We start from the raw sequence: 24083 nt of genomic DNA, 5'->3' as shown, positions 1-24083 counted from the left end.
GACACATCGTTTTCAGACCCTCTGCCGGGCGCAGGCGGCCACCCTCGGGAAGTCGTCGCGCGATTCCAGCAGCGACCGGCCGGATGGATCGGCGTCGAACCGGAAATCAGGCTCCTCGGTCGTCATTGCGCATGCATGTCGTCCGCGGCCATGACCGTGTTGCATCTTTGCGAAGCGCCGCGATCAACTGGTTTTCCCTGAATCGTACGAACAGGCCTGGCGCGTTTGTCCGATTAAATTCGTGACACCGCCGCGTTGCACGCCTGAAACGTTTATCGAAGCAATTTTTGAGCTGCGTTGATGCGTCAATTTAGGCGCCTTGGCGCTATGCCCATTTGCGACGGATGGTACGGTTCTAGCTTGAAAGTAAAACCATCTCCTGCCGGATTTATTCGTCTGGTTTCAATCGCGCAGCAGAAATTCACGACATAACGCCCCGAATCCGGATGGCGCTTCGCCGTGCTCGTTTCGTTAACGAGATGAACTTATTTTGCATATCAAAGGATGAAAATCATGCCTTCGCATCGCAAGCAATCTTTTCGGAACGGGTTGAGCACTGCCGGATCGCTCGTCGCCATCATCGCCACGCTTGTCTTCGCTGTCGGCGTGCAGGATGCGAGTGCGCAGCAGAACGGCAATTCTTCTGTCCAGAAGAAGGTGAAACCGCCTCCGCTGCCGAACGGCTCGGCTCAGGTCAAAGTGAAAGCAGGCATGTCCGACGAGGATTGGGACAAGGCGTACAAGGAAACGGGCCGCCCGAAGTTCGACAGGAAGTCCGTCAAGAAATCCAATGGCAATGTGGAACGTGACTAGGGAGAAACGGCCATGAAAAAGATCTTGCTCGTCATCGCCCTGCTTGCCGGACTCGCGCAAATGACATTGCCGGGCACCGCGCATGCGCAGGCCACCACCGCCCATACGCTCGTGCTGTACGACAATCCGGCCAACGATCCGTATTCGAAGCTGGGCCTGATGTACAGCATCATGTTGAGGAACCTGCTGGGTCACTTCAATACGACGGTCGACCTGGTGCCGATCCAGAACTACACGTCCGGCATGATCGGAAGCCACGACGCGACGTTCTATATCGGCGACTACTACAACAACCCGATTCCGACGGCGTTCATGAGCGACGTGATGACCGCCCAGAAGACCGTGGTCTGGTTCAAGTACAACCTGTGGGAACTGGCATGGAACACGGCCTACACGTTCAACCAGACCTACGGGTTCAGCTTCTCGGGCCTCGCGGGGATGAACGCGACGCCGTCGGCGAGCAATCCGAATCCCGGCTTCTACGACACGGTCACGTACAAGAACCTGTCGATGGTCAAGTACTACGCCTATGACGCGTCGACCGGCGTCATCAATGCGGATCCGGATGTCGGCCTGACCCAGATCGTCGATGCCACCAAGGCACAGGCGCTCGTCACCATCAAGAACAGCCAGAGCGGTGCAACCACGCCGTACGTCATGCGCTCGGGCAACCTCTGGTACTTCGCGGACATGCCGTTTTCCTACATCGGCCCGACGGATCGCTACCTGGTGATTTGCGACATCCTGCACGACATTCTGAAGACCAATGCACCGGTGAATCATCGTGCGCTCGTCCGCCTGGAGGATCTCGACGCGTACACGACGACGAGTTCGATGCAGAAGCTGACGAATTACCTGTACTCGAAGAAGATCCCGTTCACGATGGCCACCATCCCGTTGTATACGGACCCGAACGGCTATTACAACGGCGGCGTGCCGGAGACGATCCATCTGGCACAGGCAACCGGCCTCAAGAGTGCGCTGAACTATGCGGTCGCGCATGGCGGCTCAATCGTGATGCACGGTTATACGCACCAGTACGATTCGACGCCGAACCTGCAGAACGCCGTGAGCGGCAGCGATTACGAGTTCTGGTTCGCCGTGCAGAACCGGCCTGTTGATGAGGACTCCGTGCAATGGGCGGAAGGCCGGATGACCGACGGCCTGCTCGAGTTCACGACCAACGGCTACAAGGTCGTCGGCTGGGCCGCGCCGCAGTACCAGATGTCGCCGGCCGCGTCGTCGGCGACGGCCCTCACGTTCCCGACCACGTTCCAGCGGGCCGTGTATTACACCGCGACCAATCCGCAACTCGGAACGGGGGCGGCCAACCAGGACTTTTCTGCCGGGCAGTTTTTCCCGTACATCATCAACTCCGATTACTACGGGCAGCGGATCATTCCGGAGAACCTGGGCAGCGTGCAATACAACATCTGCAATATCGACCCGTTCTCGTGCATCACGTACACGTGGCAGCAAATCGTGACCAATGCCCAGTATGGTCTGGCGGTGCGGGACGGTTTCGCATCGTTCTTCTTCCATCCGTACTGGCTTGAACCCGATCTCGGATTGCCGGCATATCAGGACTTCCAGAGTCTCGTCACCGGCATCACGAATCTTGGCTACACGTGGGTGGACGGCACGACGGCCAAGTGACGGCGCCGTAGCGGCAACTCCGTGCGACCCGCGTCAACAACGCGGGTCGCACGTTTGCATTTGATCGGCTACGATGACGCGCAGGCATGCTTCCCGGGGAGCCAGCGATGACCACGTACGCGATTCCAGCCTTGCGCAGGATTCGTCTGTGCATGGGCCGGTTTCGGCTCGCAGCAGGACCGGGCCTGCTCGCCGCCGCGCCGCGTTCGCCCCGGGCGGCGACGCTTGCGGCCATCGGCGCATCGCTCGTCGTGGCCGCCTGCAGCTGGACCGCGCACGACGTGCACGCGGACGGCATCGTCTGGCAGGTGGACAACTCGACGACGAACCCGGTCGGCAACTGGCAGATGCTCGGCATCAGCGATCTGCTGATTCAATGGACCGTCGTCGACGATGCCGCGTACATCGCCAACACCCGCATCCCGCCTGCTGCGCACCTTCCCGACTGGGAACGTATCGGTCGTGAGCCGTGGGCCCGAAACGTCATCCTGGGCCTGGCCGGCTACCAGGATGAAAAGCGCGCGCGCACCCATCTGTCGACGCTCGCCGACCAGTCCCTGGAAGTGGCGCACGCATCCGTCCCGCTGCATGTCACCGGCTACTACTTCCCGGTCGAAATCGATCCGACCTGGCAGGATGCCCCCAAGCTCGCCGCGGTCCTGCAACGGTTGCCGCGTCCGCTCTGGGTGAGCGTGTACGACCAGACCAATATCGGCGGAAAGGCGCTCGCGGACTGGCTCGCAACGTGGTTGCCAGCGGACGTCGGCGTGTTCTTCCAGGATGGTTGCGGCGTCTATGCCCGCGAGCCGTATGTCGCACGCAGCTACCTCGACGAACTGGTTGCAAAACTGGGCAAACGCCGCGTGCGGGTCATCGCCGAGGCGTTCCGGCCCGCCGAGCGCGGCGGGTTCCGTTCGGCCAGCGCCGACGAGTTGAGCAGGCAACTGCTCGCGTATCGCGGCTATTCGGTCTATCTGTTCGATGGTCCGCACTACGTGTCGGACGACCTCACGCGCGCGCTCTCGACGTGGAAGCCCGGGCCGCCGCCGGTCGCGCCTGCGGGGCCGGCGCACTGATTCGGCGCGATCCCGGCAAGCGGGGCGGGCGGGGCGAACGCTTCGCGAAACAATCGGACGGATTGGCTTTCCGCCGGCAACGCGTGCCCGGAATCCGGTGTCGAGACGCCGGGAACCAGCGCGTTTCGCTTCCCCCGTCCAAGGCCCATTTGATGATCAAACCGCAAGACCTAGTGCATAGATATCGTTTGCCGCGGCCTTAATGACTATCGACAATCGTGGCTCGATTTCACCGCCGTGGCGCCAGCAGCGCCGCGGTGGCCGGCATCGGGCGGCTATCCCGGCCGTCCGCGCCATCCAGCTCACGACGACATGTACGCGTTCACTCCCTCATTCCAGAATCCCGCCGGCTCGCCGATCCGCGAACTGTTCAAGTACCTGTCCGAACCGGGCATGATTTCCTTCGCGGGCGGCTATCCGGCCAGCGACCTGTTCGACGTCGACGGCCTGAACGCGGCCGCCGAGCGCGCGTACGCGCAGCCCGTGCGTTGCCTGCAATATGGCCCGACCGACGGCCTCGCCGACCTGAAGCAGCAACTGATCGCGCTGATGGCGCGCCGCGGGGTGGCGTGCACGCCGGCCGAACTGCTCGTCACGACCGGTTCGCAGCAGGGCCTCGACCTGCTGCTGCGCGTGATGGTGTCGCCCGGCGACGTCGTGCTGACCGAGCAGCCGGCCTATCCGGCGACGCTGCAGGCGATGCGTCTGCAGCAGGCGCGCATCGTGACGATTCCGGTCGACGGCGACGGTCTCGACGTCGACGGTCTCGGCGAGCAGCTTGCGTCCGGCGCGATCGCGCAGCCGAAGCTGCTCTACACGGTGCCGACCTTCGCGAACCCGACGGGTGCGACGCTTACGCGCGAGCGCCGGCTGAAGCTGCTGCGTCTCGCGGTGCAATACCGTTTCCTGATCGTCGAGGACGATCCGTACGGCGACCTGCGTTTCGCGGGCGAGGCCGTGCCGTCGATGCTGGCGCTCGCCGATGAAGTGGACGGCGCACGCGACTGGCTCGTGCATTTCGCGAGCCTGTCGAAGATCGTCGCGCCGGGGCTGCGCGTGGGCTGGACGATCGCGCCGGCCGAGATCGCGCGGCGCTGCGTGATCGCGAAGCAGACGGTCGATCTGTGCAGCACGCCGTGGACGCAGGCGGCCGCCGCCGAATATCTGGCCGACGGCGCGCTCGAACGCCATCTGCCGCGCATCACGGCCGCCTATCAGCGCAAATGCGACGCGATGTGCGACGCGCTGCGCGACGGCCTCGGCGATGCGATCGAATTCCATCGTCCCGAAGGCGGGATGTTCGTGTGGGCGCGGATCGGCGCGGTGTCGTCGGACGTGCTGCTGCAACAGGCGATCGCGAACAAGATCGTGTTCGTGCCGGGCAAGGCATTCTTCGCGGACAACGTCGACGCGGCCTCGCTGCGCCTGTCGTTTGCCGCACCGGACGTCGACGCGATCCGGGAAGGCGTTGCGCGCCTCGTGCGCGCGTATGGTGCGGCGCTGGCCGCTTGAGGAGACATCCACATGAAACTCACCGTCAACGACACCGTATCGATGGGCGCAGCACCGGGCGCGGGCGATCACCGGCCGGTTGCGCACCGTTCGTCGCAGATCAGCGCGGGGCCGCAGTATGTGGCCGACGTGCTCGGCCGCTTCGGCGCGGAGCCGGCAGCCGACCTCGGCGAAGCGGCATCGGTCGTGCTCGGCTACAACTGAGTCGCACGGCGACGGCCGGCGCGCCATGCGCGTGCCGTCGCCGCCGCAAACGGTTAAGCTTGCGCGATCGCCACCCGCACGATCGCCGCTTCGTCATGCCCGACTCAACGTCCGAATCGCTCGCGCAAACCTACGAGCGCCTGTGGTCCTGCCTCGAATCCGGCGTGAGCGCGCAGCGCTCGCCGTTCACGATGCTGCAGGCCGCGACGCTCGGCATCGACGGCGCGCCGAAGGTACGCACGATCGTCTTGCGCCAGGTGAGCCGCGCCGATCGCGTGCTGTCGTTTCATACCGATGCGCGTTCGGAGAAGGTCGCGGAGCTGCGCCGCGATCCGCGCATCGCGCTCGTCGCCAACGATCTCGATGCGCTCGTGCAGATTCGCGTGGAGGGGGGTGCATCGATCTGCGACGACGACGCGCAACGGCGCGCGATCTGGCAATCGAGCCGCCCGCATACGCTGCTGCTGTATCGCGCGCCCTTGCCGCCAGGTACGCCGGTCGAGTCGCCGGAGGCGGCGCATGTCCCGGCGAGCCAACGCGCCGAGCCATCCGGCGACGGCTATGAAAACTTCTGCCTGCTTCACGTGACCGCAACGCGCATCGACTGGCTCGAACTCGCGCGCAGCGGTCATCGCCGCGCGATATTCGATCTGCACGCAGGCGGCTACGACGGCCGCTGGATCGCGCCCTGACCCTGCCGTTCGTCGGACACCGCCTGCGCGATCATCCACTCGCGCATCACGGCGATCGCATCGTCGTCCCGTCGCTCGGCCGGATACACGAGATAGAACCCCACCGACAGCGGAAACGCGAAATCGAACGGCTTGCACAGCCTGCCCGCGGCAATGTCGCGCTCGACGAGCGGATCGGTCGCGAGCGCGATGCCCTGGCCGGCGACGGCCGCATCGATCGCGAGCGACGTCTGGTTGAAGCGCAGCCCCTTGTGCGGATCGATATCGACGGGTTCCGGCATCGCGGCGAGGAACGCGGGCCACAGGTCGTGCGCGTCGTGCAGCAGCACCTGGCCCGCGAGCGCGCTCGACGACGCGGGCGCGGCCAGCAGCGCGGGGCTGCATACCGCGCACACGTCGAGCGGGAACAGCGCATGCGTGGCGAGATGCTTGCCGAACGGCGGCTTGCCGTAGCGGATCGCGAGATCGACGCCGTCGTGGCGGAACGTCGCGAGCTGCGGGTCGGCGATCACGCGCACGTCGTAGTCGGGATGCGCGTCGGTGAATCGTGCGAGCCGGGGGATCAGCCATTTCGACGCGAACGACGGCGTCGTGCTGATCGTCAGCGCGGCGCGCCGCTTCACGAGCTTGTCGGTGGCGTCGGCGATCGCGTGCAGCGCGCGCTGCACGTCGGAGAAATACGCGGCGCCGTCGTGCGTCAGCGCGAGGCCGCGCGGCAGGCGTTCGAACAGCTTCAGGCCGAGCACGTCCTCGAGGTGGCGCACCTGCTGTGCGACGGCGCCCTGCGTGACGCCGATCTCGTCGGCCGCGGCGCGGAAATTGAGGTGCCGCGCGGACACTTCGAACGCGCGAAGCGCATTCAGCGGCGGCAGGCGGGAGGGGCGAGGCGGCATCGTCAGGCTGTAGAAAAACTATCGGCTGGAGGCAGAAATACTGGTTCGACAGTCGGTATCGATGCGCCTACATTACCACCATGGCGCGCCGAACGGCGGCTGCGCGGTGGCAGGATTCGAACGAGGAGCAGATCGTGACTGTAGAAAAAGTGGCGTTGATCACGGCGGCAGGCAAGGGCATGGGCGCGGCGATCGCGCGCGAACTGGCGGCGACGGGCTATCGCGTCGCGCTGATGTCGCCGTCGGGCAGCGCGGTGGCGCTCGGCGAGGAGCTGGGCGGGTTCGGCATCCAGGGCTCGGTGACGGAAGAAGCCGATATCGACCGGCTCGTGCAGGAAACGGTTGCGCGCTACGGCCGCATCGATGCGGTCGTGAACAACACCGGGCATCCGCCGAAGGGCGAGCTGCTGGCGATCACCGACGACAACTGGCACGCGGGGCTCGACCTGATCCTGCTGAACGTGGTGCGCGTGATGCGCCGCGTGACGCCGATCTTCCAGAAGCAGGGCGGCGGTGCGGTGGTCAACATCTCGAGCTTCGCGGCCGACGCACCCGAGCAGCCGATGCCCGTTTCGTCGGCACTGCGCGCGGCGCTGAGCGCGTGGACGCGTCTTTACGCGGAACGCTATGCGGCCGAGAACATCCGGATGAACGCGGTGCTGCCGGGCTTCATCGACAGCTGGCCGGAAACGCCGGAGATCGTCGCGCGCATTCCGGCCGGCCGCTTCGGCAAGACCGGCGAGATCGCGAAGACCGTCGCGTTCCTGCTGTCCGACGGCGCGGGCTACATCACCGGGCAGAACATTCGCGTCGACGGCGCGATCGTCAAGGCGCTCTGAGCGTCACATGGGCGAGCGGCCGCGCGGGCCGCTCGCCGCGCAAGAGCTACAAACGCGTACAAATCAGACAAATCCGGGATACATCAGACCTTTCAAATGGGCGACGCCGCGTGAGCAGGGCGCGCCGGATTGAAAGCGAAGGCGCGACCCTGCGCGCGGCATGTTCACTTTCCACCTCACGAAAGGAGATGCCGAACGATGTCTTCCACACCGTTTTCCCCGATGCGTCGCCACCTGCTGGCCACCTCCGTGGCCGCCGGGGTCTCGGCGATGCTGCCCACCGCGCTGCATGCGGCGACCGGTAACAGCGGCATACGCCCGTTCACCGCGCACATTCCCGATGAAGCCGTGGCCGACCTGCGCCGCCGCATTGCCGCGACGCGCTGGCCGGGCCGCGAGACCGTCGCCGACGAATCGCAGGGCGTGCGGCTCGCACGCATGCAGGCGCTGCTCGGTTACTGGGGCACCGACTACGACTGGCGCAAGGGCGAGGCGCGCCTGAACGGTTTCCCGATGTTCATCACGGAAATCGACGGGCTCGACATTCATTTCATTCACGTGCGATCGCGGCACGAGAACGCGATGCCGATGATCATGACGCATGGCTGGCCGGGCTCGATCTTCGAGTTGCTGAAGGCGATCGGCCCGCTGACCGATCCGACCGCGCACGGCGCGAGCGCGGACGATGCGTTTCACGTCGTCGTGCCGTCGTTGCCGGGCTTCGGCTTCTCGGGCCGGCCGACGCAGACCGGCTGGGGTTCCGACCACATCGCGCGCGCGTGGGGCGAACTGATGGCTCGGCTCGGCTATACGCGCTTCGTGTCGCAGGGCGGCGATTGCGGCTCGGTGATCTCGCACCGGATGGCGATGCAGCGCGTGCAGGGCCTCGCCGGGATTCACGTGAACATGCCGGCGACGGTGCCGCCGGATATCGCGACGCTGCTCGCCACCGATGCGCCCGCACCGGCTTCGCTGTCGCCGAAGGAGAAGGCCGCGTACGACAAGCTCGCGACGTTCTATCGCGACAACTGCGGCTACTCGGCGATGATGGTCACGCGCCCGCAGACGGTCGGCTATGCGCTGGCCGATTCGCCTTCGGGTCAGGCTGCGTGGATGTATGACAAGATTTCCCAGTGGACGTATAGCGGCGGCGTGCCCGAACGCTCGATTCCGCGCGACGAGATTCTCGACGACATCTCGCTGTACTGGCTGACGAACACCGCGACGTCCGCCGCGCAGATCTACTGGGAGGATCACTCGAACAACTTCAACGCGGTGGATATCTCGCTGCCGGCTGCGATCACGGTGTTTCCGGGCGAGATCTACCAGGCGCCGCGCAGTTGGGCCGAGCGCAGTTATCACAACCTGATCTACTTCAACGAAGTCGACAAGGGCGGGCATTTCGCGGCATGGGAGGAGCCGGAATTGTTTGCTCGTGAAGTGCGTGCCGGGTTCCGGCCGTTGCGGCGCGCGTAGGCGAGGGGGAACTGACGAACGCGGGCCGGTGCAGTCATGCGGCTTGCGTTCGTTTCTGTTTTATCGCGAAAACAGCGGTTATTTTGTTTCTGCTTGCAGAAGCAACGCGCGTTTTTACGCACGGTTGAATGACATATCGATGAAATACACCCTTCCCGACTGAAACATTCCAGCGTAATTATTTGATTGAAAAGCGATTTTGATAAAAATCAAAAATATATCGCACGAATGATCTGATGGTTTGAAACCCTCAATACAATGATTCGCGACTGCACATGCGTGCGGACTGCTCCTCCTGTTTATTGGCTCGCGGCAGAAAGGTAAATCAACCTTTCTACAGTTTCGCGCAGTGAAAAAATACGACCCGAGGTTTCGCGATGACGAATCACGACGTGCGCGAGTCGCGCGTGTCCGGCAATGGCATGCGGCCCCTTGAAGGCAAAAGGGGAATCGTCGTCGGCATGGCGAACGAGCAGAGCATCGCGTGGGGATGTGCGCGCGCTTTTCACGCAGCAGGCGCCGAGCTGGCCGTGACCTGGCAATCCGACCGGGCATTGCCGTTTGTCGAGCCGCTGCTGGAACAGTTGAAGCCGGCGATTGCGATGCCCGTCGACGTGAGCCGGGCCGACCAGATGCAAGCGGTGTTCGACATGATCGGCGAGCAGTGGGGCGGCCTCGATTTTCTGCTGCATGCCGTGGCCTTCGCACCGAAGGCCGATCTGCACGGGCGGGTTGTCGACAGCTCGCCGGAAGGATTCGCCCTCGCGATGGATACCTCCTGCCACTCGTTCATCAGGATGGCAAAGCTTGCCGAGCCGTTGATGACGTCCGGCGGCAGCTTGATGGCGATGACCTATATCGGCGCCGACCAGGTCATCGCGGAGTACGGCGTGATGGGGCCGGTCAAGGCGGCGCTGGAGGCCACCGTCCGCTACCTGGCCGTCGAACTGGGGCCGGCCGGCATCCGCGTGCATGCGGTTTCGCCTGGCGCATTGCCCACGCGGGCGGCCTCCGGGCTGCCGAACTTCGATCACCTGCTTGACGACACCGCACGGCGTGCGCCGTTGCGCCGGCCGCTCGACATCGACGACGTCGGCGCGCTGTGCACCTTTCTTGCCAGCGATGCCGCACGTGCGATGACCGGCGGCGTTCACTACATCGACGCGGGGATGCACGTGCTCGGCTGACGCGAGGCGGCCGCTCCCGGAATGCGTCGAGACTCACCTTGCCCCTCTGGAGAACAGTGTTATGGATGCTGCCACGCAACTGGCGCGCAGTCATGAGATCGCCACGGAGATTGCCCACGTCCTGCAAAAGCGCACGCAGCACGCGCTGGAACAATACGGGAAACGGTTGGGCGAAGCGCTCGACGGCAGCGAGGGCCCAAGTCACGACTCGGGCACTGCCCCTTTCGCCACGCCTTTCTCGCCGCTGAGCGCCTGGCATTACGCGGTGGATGCCGTGCAGCGCTCGCTGCTGTTCTGGGACACGCTGCGCGAGCGCGGCACGCAATACGTCGAGCGCACGGCCCAGGGGCTCAAGCCGGTGCTGCATTTCGACTACGAAGTCGTGCTCGATGGCCGGCAGTTCGAACGGCCCGTCAATTACGCGCTCGTTCACATCCAGCCGCCGGACGGCGTGATCGTCGACGCCAGCAAGCGGCCTTACCTGATCATCGATCCGCGCGCGGGGCATGGCCCGGGTATCGGCGGCTTCAAGGACGATTCGCAGGTCGGCGTGGCGTTGCGCGCGGGGCATCCCGTGTACTTCGTCGTGTTCTTCCAGGAGCCCGAGCCCGGCCAGACGCTGCTCGACGTGTGTGCGGCGGAACAGGCGTTCGTCCGGAAAGTACGGGAGCTGCATCCGGACAGCCTCAAGCCGGCCATCGTCGGCAATTGCCAGGGCGGCTGGGCCGCGATGATGCTCGCGAGTTCGTCGGCGGACGATACGGGCCCGATCGTCATCAACGGCGCCCCGATGTCGTACTGGAGCGGTGCGTGGAGCGACGGGCCCGGCGACAATCCGATGCGCTATGCCGGCGGTCTGCTCGGCGGCACCTGGCTCGCGTCGTTCTCGTCGGACCTCGGCAACGGCAAGTTCGACGGCGCCTATCTCGTGCAGAACTTCGAGAACCTGAACCCGGCGAACACGTTGTGGGACAAGTACTACCACGTGTACGACAACATCGACACCGAGCCGCCGCGCTTCCTCGAGTTCGAGCGCTGGTGGGGCGGCTACTACCTGATGAACCGCGAAGAGATCGAGTGGATCACGCGCAACCTGTTCATCGGCAACAAGCTCTGGTCCGGCGAGGTGCGGGACGGGGCAGGCAAAGCGTTCGACCTGCGCGAGATCCGCTCGCCGATCATCCTGTTCGCGTCGATGGGCGACAACATCACGCCACCGCAGCAGGCGTTCAACTGGGTCGCGGACATCTACGGCAGCACGGAGGAGATCAAGTCGCGCGGGCAGGTGATCATCGGGTTGATGGAAGAGGATGTCGGGCATCTCGGCATCTTCGTGTCGGGCAAGGTCGCGAAGAAGGAGCACGCGCAGATCGTGAGCGTGCTGGATGCCGTCGAAACGCTGCCGCCCGGCCTCTATGCGATGTCGATCGAGGAGGTGAAAGGCGCCGACGGGAAGGTCGCTTACGAGGTCACCTTCGCCGAGCACCGTCTCGAAGAGATCGCGCAACACTTCAACCGCTTCGGGCGCAAGGACGAACATGCGTTCGAGGCTGTCGCCGAGCTGTCCGAATTCACGCAGCGCGCCTATGAACTGTTCATGCAGCCGTTCGTGCAGCAGGCATCGAACGAAACCACGGCACGCCTGTTGCGCGATTTTCATCCGCTGCGCTTTCAGCGCTGGGCGTTTTCGGACCTGAATCCGTGGCTTGGCTGGCTGAAGCCGGCCGCCGACACGGTCCGGGCTCACCGCCAGCCGGCCGACGATATCGAGCCGTGGCGCAAGCTCGAACATCGCGGCTCCGATATCGTCAGCGCGTCGCTCGATTTTTTCCGCGCGATACGCGATGCGAGTACCGAGTCGCTGTTTTTCACGCTGTACACGCAGCCCTTCATGCTGCATTTCGCCGAGCAGTATCGTGACCATCATGCCGCTTCGCCGGTGGCGACGGACCCTCGCGATCTGCCGTTCGTGAAGGAGGCGCTCGCATCGATCGACCGGGGCGGCTACACCGAAGCGGTGGCGCGCGCAGCGTTTCTGCTCGAACGCAGCGGCGAACCGTTTCCGCTGGCGCAGCTGGCGACCGAGCGCGAACTCGCGGAAACCTACGCCGAGTACCTGCCGGACCTGCCGGCCGATCAGTGGCGGCGCATCTACGGCGAGCAGGAGATCATCGCGACTTACGCGCCGCAGCAGGCCGTCGCCACGCTGCCGGCACTGCTTGCCAGGCCCGAGGACCGCCAGCGGCTGCTGACGTTGCTGGACAAGCTGCTCGGCGATCCGCGCGTGCAAAGCGCGTCGGTGAGCGAGCAGCAGTGGGCGGCCCTGCAACGCATCCGCGCGGTGCTGGGCGCGGCGCCCGCGAAGCGGCCGGCCAAGGGGCCGGTAGCGACCCCCGATCGTGTGCAGTGACAGCCGGCAAGGAACCGAGATGGAAAACAGACACGAGAAATACCAGCGCCTCATCGAACACTGCCAGACGCTGGCGCCGATGCCGACCGCCGTCGCGCATCCGTGCGATCGAAGCTCGCTCGAAGGGGCGCTGGAGGCGGCGCGCAAGGGGTTGATCGACCCGATCCTGGTCGGCCCGCGTGCACGTATCGAAGCGACCGCCGCGGAGTTCGGGCTGTCGATCCGCGCGCACGAGATCGTCGATACGCCGTACAGCGAGGCGTCGGCAGCGGCGGCGGTGCGACTCGTACGCGACGGCCGGGCGTCCGCGCTGATGAAGGGCAGCCTGCACACCGACGAACTCATGGCCGAAGTGGTCCGGCACGATGCCGGACTGCGCACGGGCCGGCGCATCAGCCATTGCTTCGTGATGGACGTGCCCGCGCACGCCGATCCGCTGATCGTGACCGACGCGGCGATCAATATCGCGCCGACGCTCGAGGAAAAGGTCGACATCCTGCAGAACGCCATCGATCTCGCGCATGCGCTGGCGTTTCCGCAGGTGTACGTGGCGATCCTCTCGGCGATGGAGACGGTCAACCCGAAAGTGCCGTCGACGCTCGAAGCCGCCGCGCTGTGCAAGATGGTGGATCGGCGGCAGATTAGCGGCGCGCTCGTCGACGGCCCCCTTGCACTCGACAACGCGATCGATCCCGAGGCCGCGCGCATCAAGCAGATCGATTCGCCGGTGGCGGGGCACGCGAACGTGCTGATGGTGCCGGATCTCGAAGCCGGCAACATGCTCGCCAAGAGCCTGTCGTTCCTGGCCGGCGCGGACGCGGCGGGGATCGTGCTCGGCGCGCGCGTGCCGGTCATCCTGACGAGCCGCGCCGATTCGTTGATCACCCGGCTGGCTTCCTGTGCGGTCGCGATGCTCGTCGCGAACGGGCAGCGTGAAGCGGCCAGGCGCGCGGGGTGACGCCATGGCAGACGTGATTCTGGTGTTGAATGCCGGCTCGTCGAGCATCAAGTTTTCCGCATTCGACGTGCAGGGCGACACGCTCGGGCTGATCGTGCACGGCCAGGTCGATGGCCTGTACACGGCCACCGCGCACTTCAGCGCGGTCGACCATCACGCGGAACGGCACGAGCGGCAATGGGCCGGCGGCGCGTCGTTCGGCCATCACGAAGGGCTCGAGCAGATCGCCGCGTTCCTGGAGGATCATCAGGAAGGGCACCGTCTCGCCGCGGTGGGCCATCGCGTCGTGCACGGCGGGCAACGCTTCAGCGGCCCGGTGCGCGTCACGCCCGAGATCGTCGCCGAGCTGGAAAAACTCACGCCGCTCGCGCCGTTGCATCAACCGCACAACCTCACGCCGATTCGCATCCTCGAAACGGTGCAGCCCGGTATCGAGCAGGTGGCCTGCTTCGATACGGCGTTCCACAGCACGCAGCCCGCGGTGACCCAGGCGTTCGCGCTGCCCGCGTCGATCACCAGCCGGGGCGTGCGACGCTACGGTTTCCATGGGCTGTCGTACGAGTACATCGCGAGCGTGCTGCCCGACGTCGCGCCGCAGGCGGCGCGCGGGCGCACGGTCGTCGCCCACCTCGGCAATGGCGCGAGCATGTGTGCGCTCGTGGCAGGCAAGAGCGTCGCGAGCACGATGGGGTTCACGGCGGTCGACGGATTGCCGATGGGCACGCGCTGCGGCAACCTCGATCCGGGCGTCGTGCTGTTCCTGATGGACGAACTCGGGATGGACGTGCGCGCCGTCGAGGATCTGCTCTATCGGCGCTCCGGGCTGCTCGGCGTGTCCGGCCTGTCGAGCGACATGCGGACCTTGCTCGCGAGCGACGATCCGCATGCGCGCTTCGCGATCGAGCTATACATCTACCGTATCGCGCGCGAACTCGGTTCGCTGGCCGCCGCGATGGAGGGCATCGACGCCATCGTTTTCACGGCGGGGATCGGCGAGCACGCGGCGGCGATTCGCGAAGGCGTGCTGCGCCGTGCGGCCTGGCTCGGCGTCGAGATCGACGTCGAAGCGAACCGCGCGGACGGGCCGCTGATCGCGACGGCGTCGAGTCGCGTGCCGGCCTGGGTGATCCCGACCAACGAGGAACTGATGATCGCGCAACATACGCGCCGGTTGATCCGGTGACGAACGAACAAGAAAAGGAGCCGTCATGGCCGAACTTTTGCTGGTCAATGTCGAAGAACACGCACGCGACGACGAAGTCGGCGCGTTCCTGACGCGGCACGGGTTCCCGCTGTTCGATGCGATCGAGCGCGTGCCGGCCGGGATCGGCGATCCCATCGCGTTGCTCAGGTTCAATACGCTGACGTCGGTGGGGCTTTACACGCTGCGGGCGCGGATCGACCACATATCGTGGCGGGGGCGGTCGATTCGGGCCCATATCCTGCCGGATCGGAAGGCGTGAACGGCTTCGTGCATCGGCGTGGTGCTCGCGGTGATGGCGGGCCGGCCGTCAGGTGGCCCGCGTTCGCTGGCGATGCCTGACGGCATCACGCATCCGCGATGTTGCCGGCGGACGTCAGGTAGCGCAGTCGCGCCGATACGTGCGGCAATCCTGCATGACCTTGCGCGTCAGAGAACGCGGCAGTCGCTGTGTGAACTCCCCAGCCAGGCGAGCAATGCCGTGGCGCCATAGACACAAAGCAGCGCAATCAGAAATCGAAGCCACGTGACCCTGAAGCGCTGAAGTCGCCGGACGACCTCGGCGAGCGCGATGCAGGCAACCAGTCCGACCGGCAAGACATCCCGATAGAGCTTGAAGACGCCATAAACGGCGGCGGCCGTGCAGAGCACGACCCAGACCACGGCACCGCCGAGGTCATTGCAGTACCCGGTGGAGAAACCGAAGAACGACGCAAGCGAAAGCGCTGCCAGTCCGAACACGGTCAGGATGGTCGCGAGCCAGAGCGGCGGCCTGTTCGGGCTTGCCCGTTGTACGGGGACGCGTTGTTCATTGGCATGGGTCAAACCGATCACCTGAAGTCGAATGGGATGTCACCCCGGTACCCGGAGTATCGCCGCAATCTTGCATGGGCGGCGCACGCGTTTCCGGTCGCGCCTTTTCAACGCGCGAGCATGTGCCCGCGATCGCCGGGTAGTTTCGGCGCGGGTGCCGACGCCGGCGCCACGGGGCCGATGGCGCCTTGAGGCAACCCGAAAGCGTCGTTCTCCGCTCGATTTTTGAATCCCCGTGTGTCGTATTCGCACACAGATACGTTGGGATACACAGCCTCCGGATGGATCGGATATAAATCCGGTGAAGCGATTCACACGGCGGCGCAGTGCCAGTGCCGCCACCGCGAACGACGCTTCCCGAGCACCCGCACGTGCCGCGGGGCCCCTTTCTTAGCGATCGACCATGGAGAACGAGTCATGCCTGACACCGTGAACACCCGCCGCCGCCTGATCCTGGGTACGACACTCGCGAGCCTGAGCCTCGCCGACCTCGGCTTCAGTGCCCTCGCGCATGCGCAGTCGGCGCCCGATGCGCCGGCGGGGAAGCGCTCGGCCGGCGTCGCGTCGCTGGGCACGATTCACCAGATCGACGCGGGCGTGCTCAACGTCGGGTATGCGGACCTCGGGCCGAAGAACGGCCCCGTCGTGTTCCTGCTGCACGGCTGGCCGTACGACATCTACAGCTATGCGGAAGTCGCGCCGCTGCTCGTCGCGGCCGGCTATCGCGTGATCGTGCCGTACCTGCGCGGCTACGGGTCGACGACGTTCCGCTCGGCCGACACGGTGCGCAACGGCCAGCAGGCCGTGACGGCGGTGGACATCGTCGCGCTGATGGATGCGCTGCAGATCGACCGCGCGGTGTTCGGCGGCTACGACTGGGGCGCGCGCACGGCCGACATCATCGCCGCGCTGTGGCCGCAGCGCGTGAAGGCGCTGGTGTCGGTGAGCGGCTACCTGATCGGCAGCCAGGAGGCGAACCGCAAGCCGCTGCCGCCGCAGGCCGAATTCCAGTGGTGGTATCAGTTCTACTTCACGACCGAGCGCGGCGCGCTGGGCTACGCGGCGAACCGCGATGCGTTCAACAAGCTGATCTGGCAGCTTGCGTCGCCGAAGTGGCAGTTCTCCGACGAAACCTATGCACGCTCGGCCGCGTCGTTCCAGAACCCCGATCACGTGGCCGTCGTGATCCACAACTATCGCTGGCGCCTCGGGCTCGCGAAGGGCGAGGCGCAGTACGACGATATCGAACGGCGTCTTGCCGCCGGGCCCGCGATTACGGTGCCGACGATCACGATGGAGGGTGACGCGAACGGTGCGCCGCATCCGGAACCGGCCGCGTACGCGAAGAAGTTCACGGGCAAGTACCAGCACCGGACGATCACCGGCGGGATTGGCCACAATCTGCCGCAGGAAGTGCCGCAGGCGTTCGCGGATGCGATCCTGCAAGTGGAGCATCTGTGAGGCGGGCTCGTGTGGGCCTGGTGCGTCGCGGCGCGCGGCGTGCGTTGGTCGCGCGCGTGCTGCTGGCTGGCGCGCTGTCGGCGAGCGGCCCGGCCGCGTTCGCGGAGCAGCCGAAGCCGGCGGCCGCCGCGTCGCCGATCTACGGCGTGACGATTCCGCCCGGCTACCGGAAGTGGGAAATGGTCGCGCCGGCGGAAGAGGCGGCGCCGCTCGATGAACTACGCGTGGTGCTCGGCAATCCCGTCGCGATCCGTGCGCTCGAACAGGCGACGCTGCCGTTCCCGGACGGTACGATCCTCGTGAAGCTCGCGTACAAGCGCAAGCAGTCCGACGAGTTCGCGCCGGCCACGGTGCCCGGCCAGGCGACGAACGTGCAGGTGATGGTGAAGGACTCGCGCCGCTATGCATCGACGGGCGGCTGGGGTTTCGGGCGCTTCGTCAACGGCGTACCGGCCGATATCGGCCAGCATCAGACGTGCTTTGCGTGCCACCAGGCGCGTGTGAAGAACCACGACTACGTGTTCACGCGGCTCGCGCCGTGACGTACGCGGTGTGATGGGGTCGACGGAAGGCGTGCCGTGCGTGGCACGCCTTTTTTTCATGGCGGGTGTGCTTGGGGGGAGCACTTCAGCAGACAGCGTGAATGAACGATGCGGCAGCCGGGTTTGTATCGCACTGTATCTGCGGCCGCTCCTGAAAAACTGGCATGCAGAAAGCACCGGTTCTGGAAACATGGCAGATACGTGCGCGGGTTCTACTGTCGACATGCAGGAAACGTTCGATGCCAGACGAACTGGATCGGATGCCGAATGATCGACTGACCACCTTCCTTCAAGGAGAACCTTCATGAAAGCCGCTCGAATCCTCGCCGTCGCCGTCCTCGCCGCCGTCCCCGCATTGTCGTTCGCCGATACCGGCCACGGTCTCACGCGTGCCGACGTGCGCGCCGAACTCGTCCGTCTGGAACAGGCCGGCTACAACCCGGCCCGCAGCGAACCGCATTACCCGGAAGACATCGCCGCCGCGCTGCAGGTCGCGCGTTCCGACCAGAACGGCCCGTCGAAGTCGCAAGGCGACAATGTGGCCGACGCATCGACGCCGGCCAGCCATCGCGACGCAGCCCAATCGCGTTCCGGACGGAACGCTGCGGACGACCTGTACGCGCATTCGTGATCCGGTGCCGCGCCTGCTGCATGGAGGCGCGGTCGCCAATGCAGCACTTCATTTGAATCACACGACACAGACAGGAGCATGACGATGGCAGGTTTGACGAAACGCGTTCTGGTATCCGCTGCGGTGATCGGCGGACTGTTCGGTGCGGTCGCGGCGCAGGCTGCGCCGAAGGACGACCTGAAGGGCACGAACGTCGTGCTCGTGCACGGCGCATTCGCCGACGGGTCGAGCTGGAACCGCGTGATTCCGCTGCTCGAGGCGCGCGGGCTGCACGTGGTGTCGGTGCAGAATCCGCTGAGCTCGCTCGCCGACGACGCGGCCGCGACGAAGCGCACGATCGACGCGCAGAAGGGGCCGGTCGTGCTGGTCGGCCATTCGTGGGCCGGCGTCGTGATCAGCGATGCGGGCAACGACGACAAGGTGAAATCGCTCGTGTACGTCGCCGCGTTCGCGCCCGACAACGGCCAGTCGATCGCCGATGTCACGCAAGGGCTGCCGGCGCCCGCGTGGGCCGGTGAGCTGCGCAAGGATGCGGGTGGCTTCGCCACGCTGTCGGACAAGGCGATCGCGCAGGATTTCGCGCCGGACCTGCCGCCCGCGCAGCAGCGCATCGTGGCGGCGACCCAGGGGCCGTGGTATGGCGGTTGCATCTCGGAGAAGGTCGCGCAGGCCGCGTGGCATGCGAAGCCGTCGTCGTTCGTCGTCGCGACGCAGGACAAGATGATCGATCCGAAGCTGCAGGAAGCGATGGCGAAGCGGATCGGCGCGACGGTCACGCGCGTGAACGGCAGCCATGTGTCGATGCTGAGCCAGCCGAAGGCCGTGGCCGACGCGATCATCGCAGCGGCCGAACGCGCGAAGCAGGATACGCAGTGAGTGAACGCGGCGCCGCGCTTTCGTTGGGAAGCGCGGCGCCATGAGTGATTGTGATGCCCTTCCACAAGGAGAAGTCATGACGCAACTCTGGCAACTGCCGGCAACCGAACTCGCGAAACGCGTGCGGCATCGTGAAGTGTCCGCACGCGAAGTGGCCGACGCGGTGCTCGATCGCCTCGATGCGGTGAATCCGGCGATCAACGCGGTGATCGAGCACCGGCCCGACGATGTACGGCGGCAGGCCGACGAAGTCGATCGCGTCATCGCGCGCGGCGACGATCCGGGGCCGCTCGCGGGTGTGCCCGTCACCGTGAAGATCAACGTCGACCAGGCGGATTTTGCGACGACCAACGGCACGCGTCTGCAGGAGAACCTGATCGCGCATGCAGACAGCCCGGTGGTCAGCAACATCAGAAAGGCCGGCGCGATCCTGCTCGGCCGCACCAATTCGCCGACGTTCGCGTTGCGCTGGTTCACGTCGAATCTCGTGCACGGCCACACACGTAATCCGCGCAATCCGTCGCTGACGCCGGGCGGATCGAGCGGCGGCGCGGCGGCAGCCGTGGCCGCCGGGATCGGCCCGCTGGCAGTGGGCACCGATATCGGCGGCTCGGTGCGTTACCCGGCCTATGCATGCGGTGTGCACGGGATCCGGCCGTCGCTCGGACGCGTGCCGGCGTTCAATGCGTCATCGCCCGAGCGTGCGATCGGCGCGCAACTGATGTCGACGGCGGGGCCGATTGCACGCACGATCGACGATCTCTCGCTCGCGCTGCGTGCGTTCGCCGCGCCGGACCCCCGCGATCCGTGGCACGTGGCGGTGCCGTTCGACGGGCGCGAGGTGCCCAAGCGCGCGGCGCTGTGCGTGCGGCCGGGTGGCTTGCAGGTCATGCCCGAGGTCGAGGCCGCATTGCGCGATGCCGCACGGCGGTTGATCGATGCCGGCTGGACCGTCGATGAAATCGACGACACACCGCCGATGCGCGAGGCCGCACTGTTGCAGGAGCAACTCTGGCTCGGCGATGGATTCGACGCGTTGACGAGCGCGGTCGTCAACGACGGCGATCCGGGTGCGGCTGCCGTGGTCGAGGCGGTGCGCGGCAAGGTGCGCGATCTGCCGGCCGACGTGATCAGCCGCGCGCTCGTCCGGCGCACGACGCTGACGCGGCAGTGGCGGCTGTTTCTCGACGAGTATGCGGTGGTGTTGCTGCCGGTGTCGTCGGAGCTACCGTTCCCTGACGATCTCGACCGGCAGGGGCAGGACGGGTTCGATCGCGTGTGGGAGGCGCAGCTCACGTTGCGCGCGCTGCCGGCGATGGGACTGCCGGGGCTGGCAGTCACGACTTCGCTCGTGAATGGCGTGCCGGTCGGCGTGCAGGTGGTGGCCGCGCATCACCGCGAGGATCTGTGCCTGCTGGCCGGGCGCGATATCGAAGCGCGCGGCGTGCCGGTCGCGCCAGTCGACCCGGTGCAGTAGCCGGTTGACGGACAAGCGAATGCATCGGCGATGCCCGTCCGGCATCGTGCCGATGCATTCCGCCAGCCAGCCGGATTTCATCAGTCGTCCCTGCCTGCGCGTCCGCGCATGCACGCTGCTTCGGATGCCATTCCAACGCGCCGCACGCCGCGTTGATCGTCTCCCGCAATGCCTTCCAACGTCCTTCGATGCGTGACATCGAACGGTCGCCATTCCGCCTGTCCTCCTCGCCACCGAACCGGCCCCGATAGCGCGCGTCTGCTATTGCATTCCTCGCGGCGCTGATTAGGAAATGAATTTTTATTGGTTCTGCTTGCCCGGCCGCACTCGCATAGTGGCGCTGACGGCTATAGACAGCATGCAAGCTGCAACGGCCGCATTCCCGGTGTTTTTGGTCATACGAATCAGCGAAAACAAGGAAGTGTCATGACGGTTGCATTGGAAGAACGAACCGCTGCGCAGCAGGCGCTCGAAGACGCGCGCGCGGCCGCCGCAGCGGCCGGCACGCCCTATGCGGGCGGCGTCGCGCCGGAAGCGGCGTGGGCGCTGTTCTCGTCCGGCGATGCGTTGCTGGTGGACGTGCGCACCGCCGAGGAACGGAAATTCGTCGGCCACGTGCCGGCGTCATTGCATGTGCCGTGGGCAACGGGCACGAGCCTGACGCGCAACCCGCGCTTCGTGCGCGAGCTGGAAGCGAAGACCGGCAAGGCGGCCGTCGTGCTGCTGTTGTGCCGAAGCGGCAACCGCTCGGCGCAGGCGGCCGAGGCCGCGACGAAAGGGGGCTTTACGCAGGTATTCAACGTGCTCGAAGGGTTCGAGGGCGACCTCGACGCGCGGCAGCATCGCGGCGGCAGCAATGGCTGGCGTTTTCGCGGCTTGCCGTGGGCACAGGACTGATTCACGGCCGTTACGGGGAGAAAGCAGCATGGCCGCATTCGACATCGACGACATCGTTCAATCGCTGCAGACCGTGCGCCGCGCATGGCGCGAGAAGCAGCGGCGCTCGCTCGAACCGGGCGGGCGCGACCTGCCGGCGCGCGAGGCGCTCGCGCAGATCATCGGCGCACTGAAGGGCGTGCTGTTCCCGATGCGGCTCGGGCCGCCCGACCTGCGCCAGGAGAGCGAGAACTTCCACGTGGCCCATGCGCTCGACGCGGCGCTGAATGCGCTGCTCGCGCAGGTGAAGCTGGAATTGCGCTACGCGGCGCGACAGCGCCAGGACGACGGGCAGGTCGATCACGTCGATGAAGTGGCGTCGACGGCCGTGCAGGCGTTTGCCGCGCGCTTGCCGGAGATTCGCCGGTTGCTCGACAGCGACGTGCTGGCCGCATTCCACGGCGATCCGGCGGCCGGCAGCGTCGACGAGGTGCTGCTGTGCTACCCGGGCATCCTCGCGATGATCCATCACCGGCTCGCGCACGAACTGTACGGGCTCGGCCTGCCGCTGCTCGCACGGATCATCGCCGAGCAGGCGCATGCGGAGACGGGCATCGACATTCATCCGGGCGCGCGCATCGGCGCGGGGTTCTTCATCGACCACGGCACGGGTGTCGTGATCGGCGAAACGGCGATCATCGGCGAGCGCGTTCGCGTGTACCAGGCCGTCACGCTCGGCGCGAAGCGCTTTCCGCGCGATGCGGCCGGCCATCTGGAGAAGGGGCTCGCACGTCATCCGATCGTCGAGGACGACGTCGTGATCTATGCGGGCGCAACGATCCTCGGCCGCGTGACGATCGGGCGCGGCGCGGTGATCGGCGGCAACGTGTGGCTCACGCAGGACGTGCCGGCCGGCGCGAACATCACGCAGGCGGTGCTGCGCAGCGAAGCGAACGCCGCGCCGCGCGCGGCGGCGCGTGTCGCCTAGGAGGCGCGATGAGCGACCTCATCCATCACTTCGGCGCCAACGTGCGCAAGCTGCGCGAAGCGCGCACGTGGTCGCAGGAGCAGCTGGCCGAGCATGCGGGGCTGAACCGCTCGTATGTCGGCGAGATCGAGCGCGGCGAGGCGATCGCATCGATCGTCACGGCCGACAAGATCGCGCGCGCGTTCGACGTGTCGATCTCGACGCTGCTGCCGGGCGTGTACGTCACCTGAGGCCGCCCCGTTTCGTTTCCCTTTCGGTTGCACGCGACATGACGGCTATAGCATGTTGAGCCGGCAGGTGTGTGCTTCCGATAATCACCGAGCGTCATAAGCAATCCCGTTTTTCATCTTAAGAACCCGGAGCCACACATGTCGACCGTTGCAAGCGGCACGGCCGCGCTGAGCGATCACGCCGCCCGCCAACTAGCGAACGCTACCAAGACCGTCCCCCAGCTTTCCACGATCACGCCGCGCTGGCTGACCCACTTGCTGCAATGGGTGCCGGTCGAGGCCGGCATCTATCGGCTGAACCAGGTGAAGAACCCGGAGGCCGTGCGCGCCGCGTGCACGCAGCTCGAGGACGAAAGCGTGCTGCCGCAGACCTTCGTGCCGTACGAGGAACAGCCGCGCGAATACTTCCTGAACGCGGTGAGCACGGTGCTCGACGTGCATACGCGGATCTCCGATCTTTACAGCAGTCCTCACGACCAGATCAAGGAACAGCTGCGCCTGACGATCGAGACGATCAAGGAGCTGCAGGAAAGCCAGCTGATCAACAACCCCGACTACGGGCTGCTCGCGAACGTGACCGACGATCAGCGGATCTTCCCGCTGACGGGCGCGCCGACGCCGGACGATCTCGATGAGCTGCTGACCAAGGTGTGGAAGGAACCCGCGTTCTTCCTCACGCACCCGCTCGCGATCGCCGCGTTCGGCCGCGAATGCACGCGGCGCGGCGTGCCGCCGCCGACGGTCAGCCTGTTCGGCTCGCAGTTCCTCACGTGGCGCGGCATTCCGCTGATCCCGTCGGACAAGGTGCCGGTCGCGGACGGCAAGACCAAGATCCTGCTGCTGCGCGTCGGCGACAAGCGGCAGGGCGTGGTCGGCCTGTATCAGCCGGGTGTCGCGGGCGAGCAGGGCCCGGGCCTGTCGGTGCGCTTCATGGGGATCAACAACCAGGCGATCGCGTCGTACCTGATCTCGCTGTATTGCTCGCTCGCGGTCCATTCGCCGGATGCGCTGGCTGTCCTCGATGACGTCGAAATCGCCAAGTTCCATGACTATCCCGACACCTACCGTTAATCCCGGCCTGGCCGGCGGCGACGCGCACGCGTTGCCGCACGCGCCGCTGCCGGCCGGCTTGCCCGATCCCGCGACGCTCTCGACGGAGCGTTGCGCGTAATCCCATTGTTCACGGTTTATCGAAGCACGAAAAGAAGAAGAAGCAGGCGAAGTGCCGCGAATTCGTCGAATGTCTCCAATCAACCACTGCGCCGGGCAGGC

The 24083-nt window shown here is 65.9% G+C and carries 23 protein-coding genes and 1 pseudogene; 22 read left to right on the top strand and 2 right to left on the bottom strand.

Translation table 11 applies throughout. From position 1 onward, the window contains the following. Nucleotides 1-504: 504 nt before the first annotated feature. The 6 genes from G3N61_RS08210 (at nucleotide 505) to G3N61_RS08185 (ending at nucleotide 5953) form a co-directional block, all read left to right on the top strand. Entirely contained in the window at nucleotides 505-813 is a 309-nt protein-coding gene (locus G3N61_RS08210; RefSeq protein WP_241017638.1) for a hypothetical protein, read from the top strand. 12 nt (nucleotides 814-825) lie between these two features. Further along, nucleotides 826-2469, top strand: coding sequence for a DUF2334 domain-containing protein (locus tag G3N61_RS08205; RefSeq protein WP_043178475.1), 1644 nt, complete (start codon nucleotides 826-828; stop codon nucleotides 2467-2469). A gap of 107 nt (nucleotides 2470-2576) precedes the next feature. Then, a complete protein-coding gene (locus G3N61_RS08200) occupies nucleotides 2577-3545 on the top strand; it encodes a hypothetical protein (RefSeq protein ID WP_205822134.1) in 969 nt (322 codons plus the stop codon). Nucleotides 3546-3857: 312 nt separating this feature from the next. Next, the gene (locus G3N61_RS08195; RefSeq protein WP_205822133.1) at nucleotides 3858-5057 is read left to right on the top strand and encodes a PLP-dependent aminotransferase family protein; all 1200 of its coding nucleotides are present in this window, start codon (nucleotides 3858-3860) and stop codon (nucleotides 5055-5057) included. Nucleotides 5058-5069: 12 nt separating this feature from the next. Then, nucleotides 5070-5261 (top strand): hypothetical protein, encoded by a 192-nt coding sequence (locus G3N61_RS08190; protein ID WP_043178469.1) that lies wholly within the window; start codon nucleotides 5070-5072, stop codon nucleotides 5259-5261. A 95-nt stretch (nucleotides 5262-5356) separates the two neighbouring features. Beyond that, nucleotides 5357-5953 carry a pyridoxamine 5'-phosphate oxidase family protein gene (locus G3N61_RS08185; protein ID WP_205822132.1) on the top strand — a complete coding sequence of 199 codons (597 nt, stop codon included), beginning with the start codon at nucleotides 5357-5359 and terminating at the stop codon, nucleotides 5951-5953. Here the strand turns inward: G3N61_RS08185 and gcvA are convergent. Continuing rightward, nucleotides 5926-6846 carry a transcriptional regulator GcvA gene (gcvA, locus tag G3N61_RS08180; protein WP_043178468.1) on the bottom strand — a complete coding sequence of 307 codons (921 nt, stop codon included), beginning with the start codon at nucleotides 6844-6846 and terminating at the stop codon, nucleotides 5926-5928. The genes G3N61_RS08185 and gcvA overlap by 28 nt on opposite strands. A 134-nt stretch (nucleotides 6847-6980) precedes the next feature. Here gcvA and G3N61_RS08175 point away from each other — a divergent pair, with 134 nt between their 5' ends. The 7 genes from G3N61_RS08175 (at nucleotide 6981) to G3N61_RS08145 (ending at nucleotide 15179) form a co-directional block, all read left to right on the top strand. After that, nucleotides 6981-7685 (top strand): SDR family oxidoreductase, encoded by a 705-nt coding sequence (locus G3N61_RS08175; RefSeq protein WP_039354670.1) that lies wholly within the window; start codon nucleotides 6981-6983, stop codon nucleotides 7683-7685. Between the two features lie 198 nt (nucleotides 7686-7883). Continuing rightward, entirely contained in the window at nucleotides 7884-9161 is a 1278-nt protein-coding gene (locus G3N61_RS08170; protein ID WP_089453695.1) for an epoxide hydrolase, read from the top strand. Between the two features lie 422 nt (nucleotides 9162-9583). Next, nucleotides 9584-10348: an enoyl-ACP reductase FabI gene (gene fabI, locus G3N61_RS08165; RefSeq protein WP_089453759.1), complete on the top strand. Its 765-nt coding sequence runs from the start codon at nucleotides 9584-9586 to the stop codon at nucleotides 10346-10348. Nucleotides 10349-10409: 61 nt separating this feature from the next. Next, a complete protein-coding gene (locus G3N61_RS08160; protein ID WP_205822131.1) occupies nucleotides 10410-12758 on the top strand; it encodes a DUF3141 domain-containing protein in 2349 nt (782 codons plus the stop codon). Nucleotides 12759-12777: 19 nt separating this feature from the next. Next, nucleotides 12778-13716, top strand: a complete 939-nt coding sequence (locus G3N61_RS08155; protein WP_205822130.1) for a phosphate acetyltransferase — start codon at nucleotides 12778-12780, stop codon at nucleotides 13714-13716. 4 nt (nucleotides 13717-13720) lie between these two features. Then, entirely contained in the window at nucleotides 13721-14899 is a 1179-nt protein-coding gene (locus G3N61_RS08150; protein WP_205822129.1) for an acetate/propionate family kinase, read from the top strand. Nucleotides 14900-14924: 25 nt separating this feature from the next. Further along, entirely contained in the window at nucleotides 14925-15179 is a 255-nt protein-coding gene (locus G3N61_RS08145) for an RNA-binding protein (protein WP_205822128.1), read from the top strand. Nucleotides 15180-15346: 167 nt separating this feature from the next. Here the strand turns inward: G3N61_RS08145 and G3N61_RS08140 are convergent, their stop codons facing one another. Beyond that, entirely contained in the window at nucleotides 15347-15742 is a 396-nt protein-coding gene (locus G3N61_RS08140) for a hypothetical protein (RefSeq protein WP_205822127.1), read from the bottom strand. 405 nt (nucleotides 15743-16147) lie between these two features. On the opposite strand from G3N61_RS08140, the gene G3N61_RS08135 reads away from it, so the two are divergent. The 9 genes and pseudogenes from G3N61_RS08135 to G3N61_RS08095 all read left to right on the top strand — a co-directional run bounded on the left by G3N61_RS08135 (nucleotide 16148) and on the right by G3N61_RS08095 (nucleotide 23882). Continuing rightward, entirely contained in the window at nucleotides 16148-17191 is a 1044-nt protein-coding gene (locus G3N61_RS08135) for an alpha/beta hydrolase (protein ID WP_205822126.1), read from the top strand. After that, nucleotides 17188-17733: a cytochrome P460 family protein gene (locus tag G3N61_RS08130; RefSeq protein WP_346778557.1), complete on the top strand. Its 546-nt coding sequence runs from the start codon at nucleotides 17188-17190 to the stop codon at nucleotides 17731-17733. Before G3N61_RS08135 ends, G3N61_RS08130 begins: the two co-directional genes overlap by 4 nt. 292 nt (nucleotides 17734-18025) lie before the next feature. Next, a pseudogene (locus G3N61_RS08125) lies at nucleotides 18026-18364 on the top strand (DUF4148 domain-containing protein); the annotation flags it as partial. An 84-nt stretch (nucleotides 18365-18448) separates the two neighbouring features. Further along, nucleotides 18449-19240 carry an alpha/beta hydrolase gene (locus G3N61_RS08120; RefSeq protein ID WP_043178457.1) on the top strand — a complete coding sequence of 264 codons (792 nt, stop codon included), beginning with the start codon at nucleotides 18449-18451 and terminating at the stop codon, nucleotides 19238-19240. A 76-nt stretch (nucleotides 19241-19316) separates the two neighbouring features. Next, nucleotides 19317-20717, top strand: a complete 1401-nt coding sequence (locus G3N61_RS08115) for an amidase family protein (RefSeq protein WP_089453688.1) — start codon at nucleotides 19317-19319, stop codon at nucleotides 20715-20717. 426 nt (nucleotides 20718-21143) lie between these two features. Beyond that, nucleotides 21144-21614 (top strand): rhodanese-like domain-containing protein, encoded by a 471-nt coding sequence (locus G3N61_RS08110; protein WP_089453687.1) that lies wholly within the window; start codon nucleotides 21144-21146, stop codon nucleotides 21612-21614. A gap of 28 nt (nucleotides 21615-21642) precedes the next feature. Beyond that, on the top strand, nucleotides 21643-22581 hold the full coding sequence (gene epsC, locus G3N61_RS08105; RefSeq protein WP_089453686.1) for a serine O-acetyltransferase EpsC: 939 nt from the start codon (nucleotides 21643-21645) through the stop codon (nucleotides 22579-22581). 8 nt (nucleotides 22582-22589) lie between these two features. Next, nucleotides 22590-22811, top strand: a complete 222-nt coding sequence (locus G3N61_RS08100) for a helix-turn-helix transcriptional regulator (RefSeq protein ID WP_089453685.1) — start codon at nucleotides 22590-22592, stop codon at nucleotides 22809-22811. Between the two features lie 138 nt (nucleotides 22812-22949). Beyond that, nucleotides 22950-23882: a family 2A encapsulin nanocompartment shell protein gene (locus G3N61_RS08095; RefSeq protein WP_021156739.1), complete on the top strand. Its 933-nt coding sequence runs from the start codon at nucleotides 22950-22952 to the stop codon at nucleotides 23880-23882. The last annotated feature ends 201 nt before the right edge of the window (nucleotides 23883-24083 follow it).

The sequence above is a fragment of the Burkholderia sp. Ac-20349 genome (assembly GCF_017104865.1).
Taxonomy (GTDB): Bacteria; Pseudomonadota; Gammaproteobacteria; order Burkholderiales; family Burkholderiaceae; genus Burkholderia; species Burkholderia aenigmatica.
Note: the sequence above shows the minus strand (reverse complement) of the source record. Positions and strands in the feature narration are given on the sequence as shown.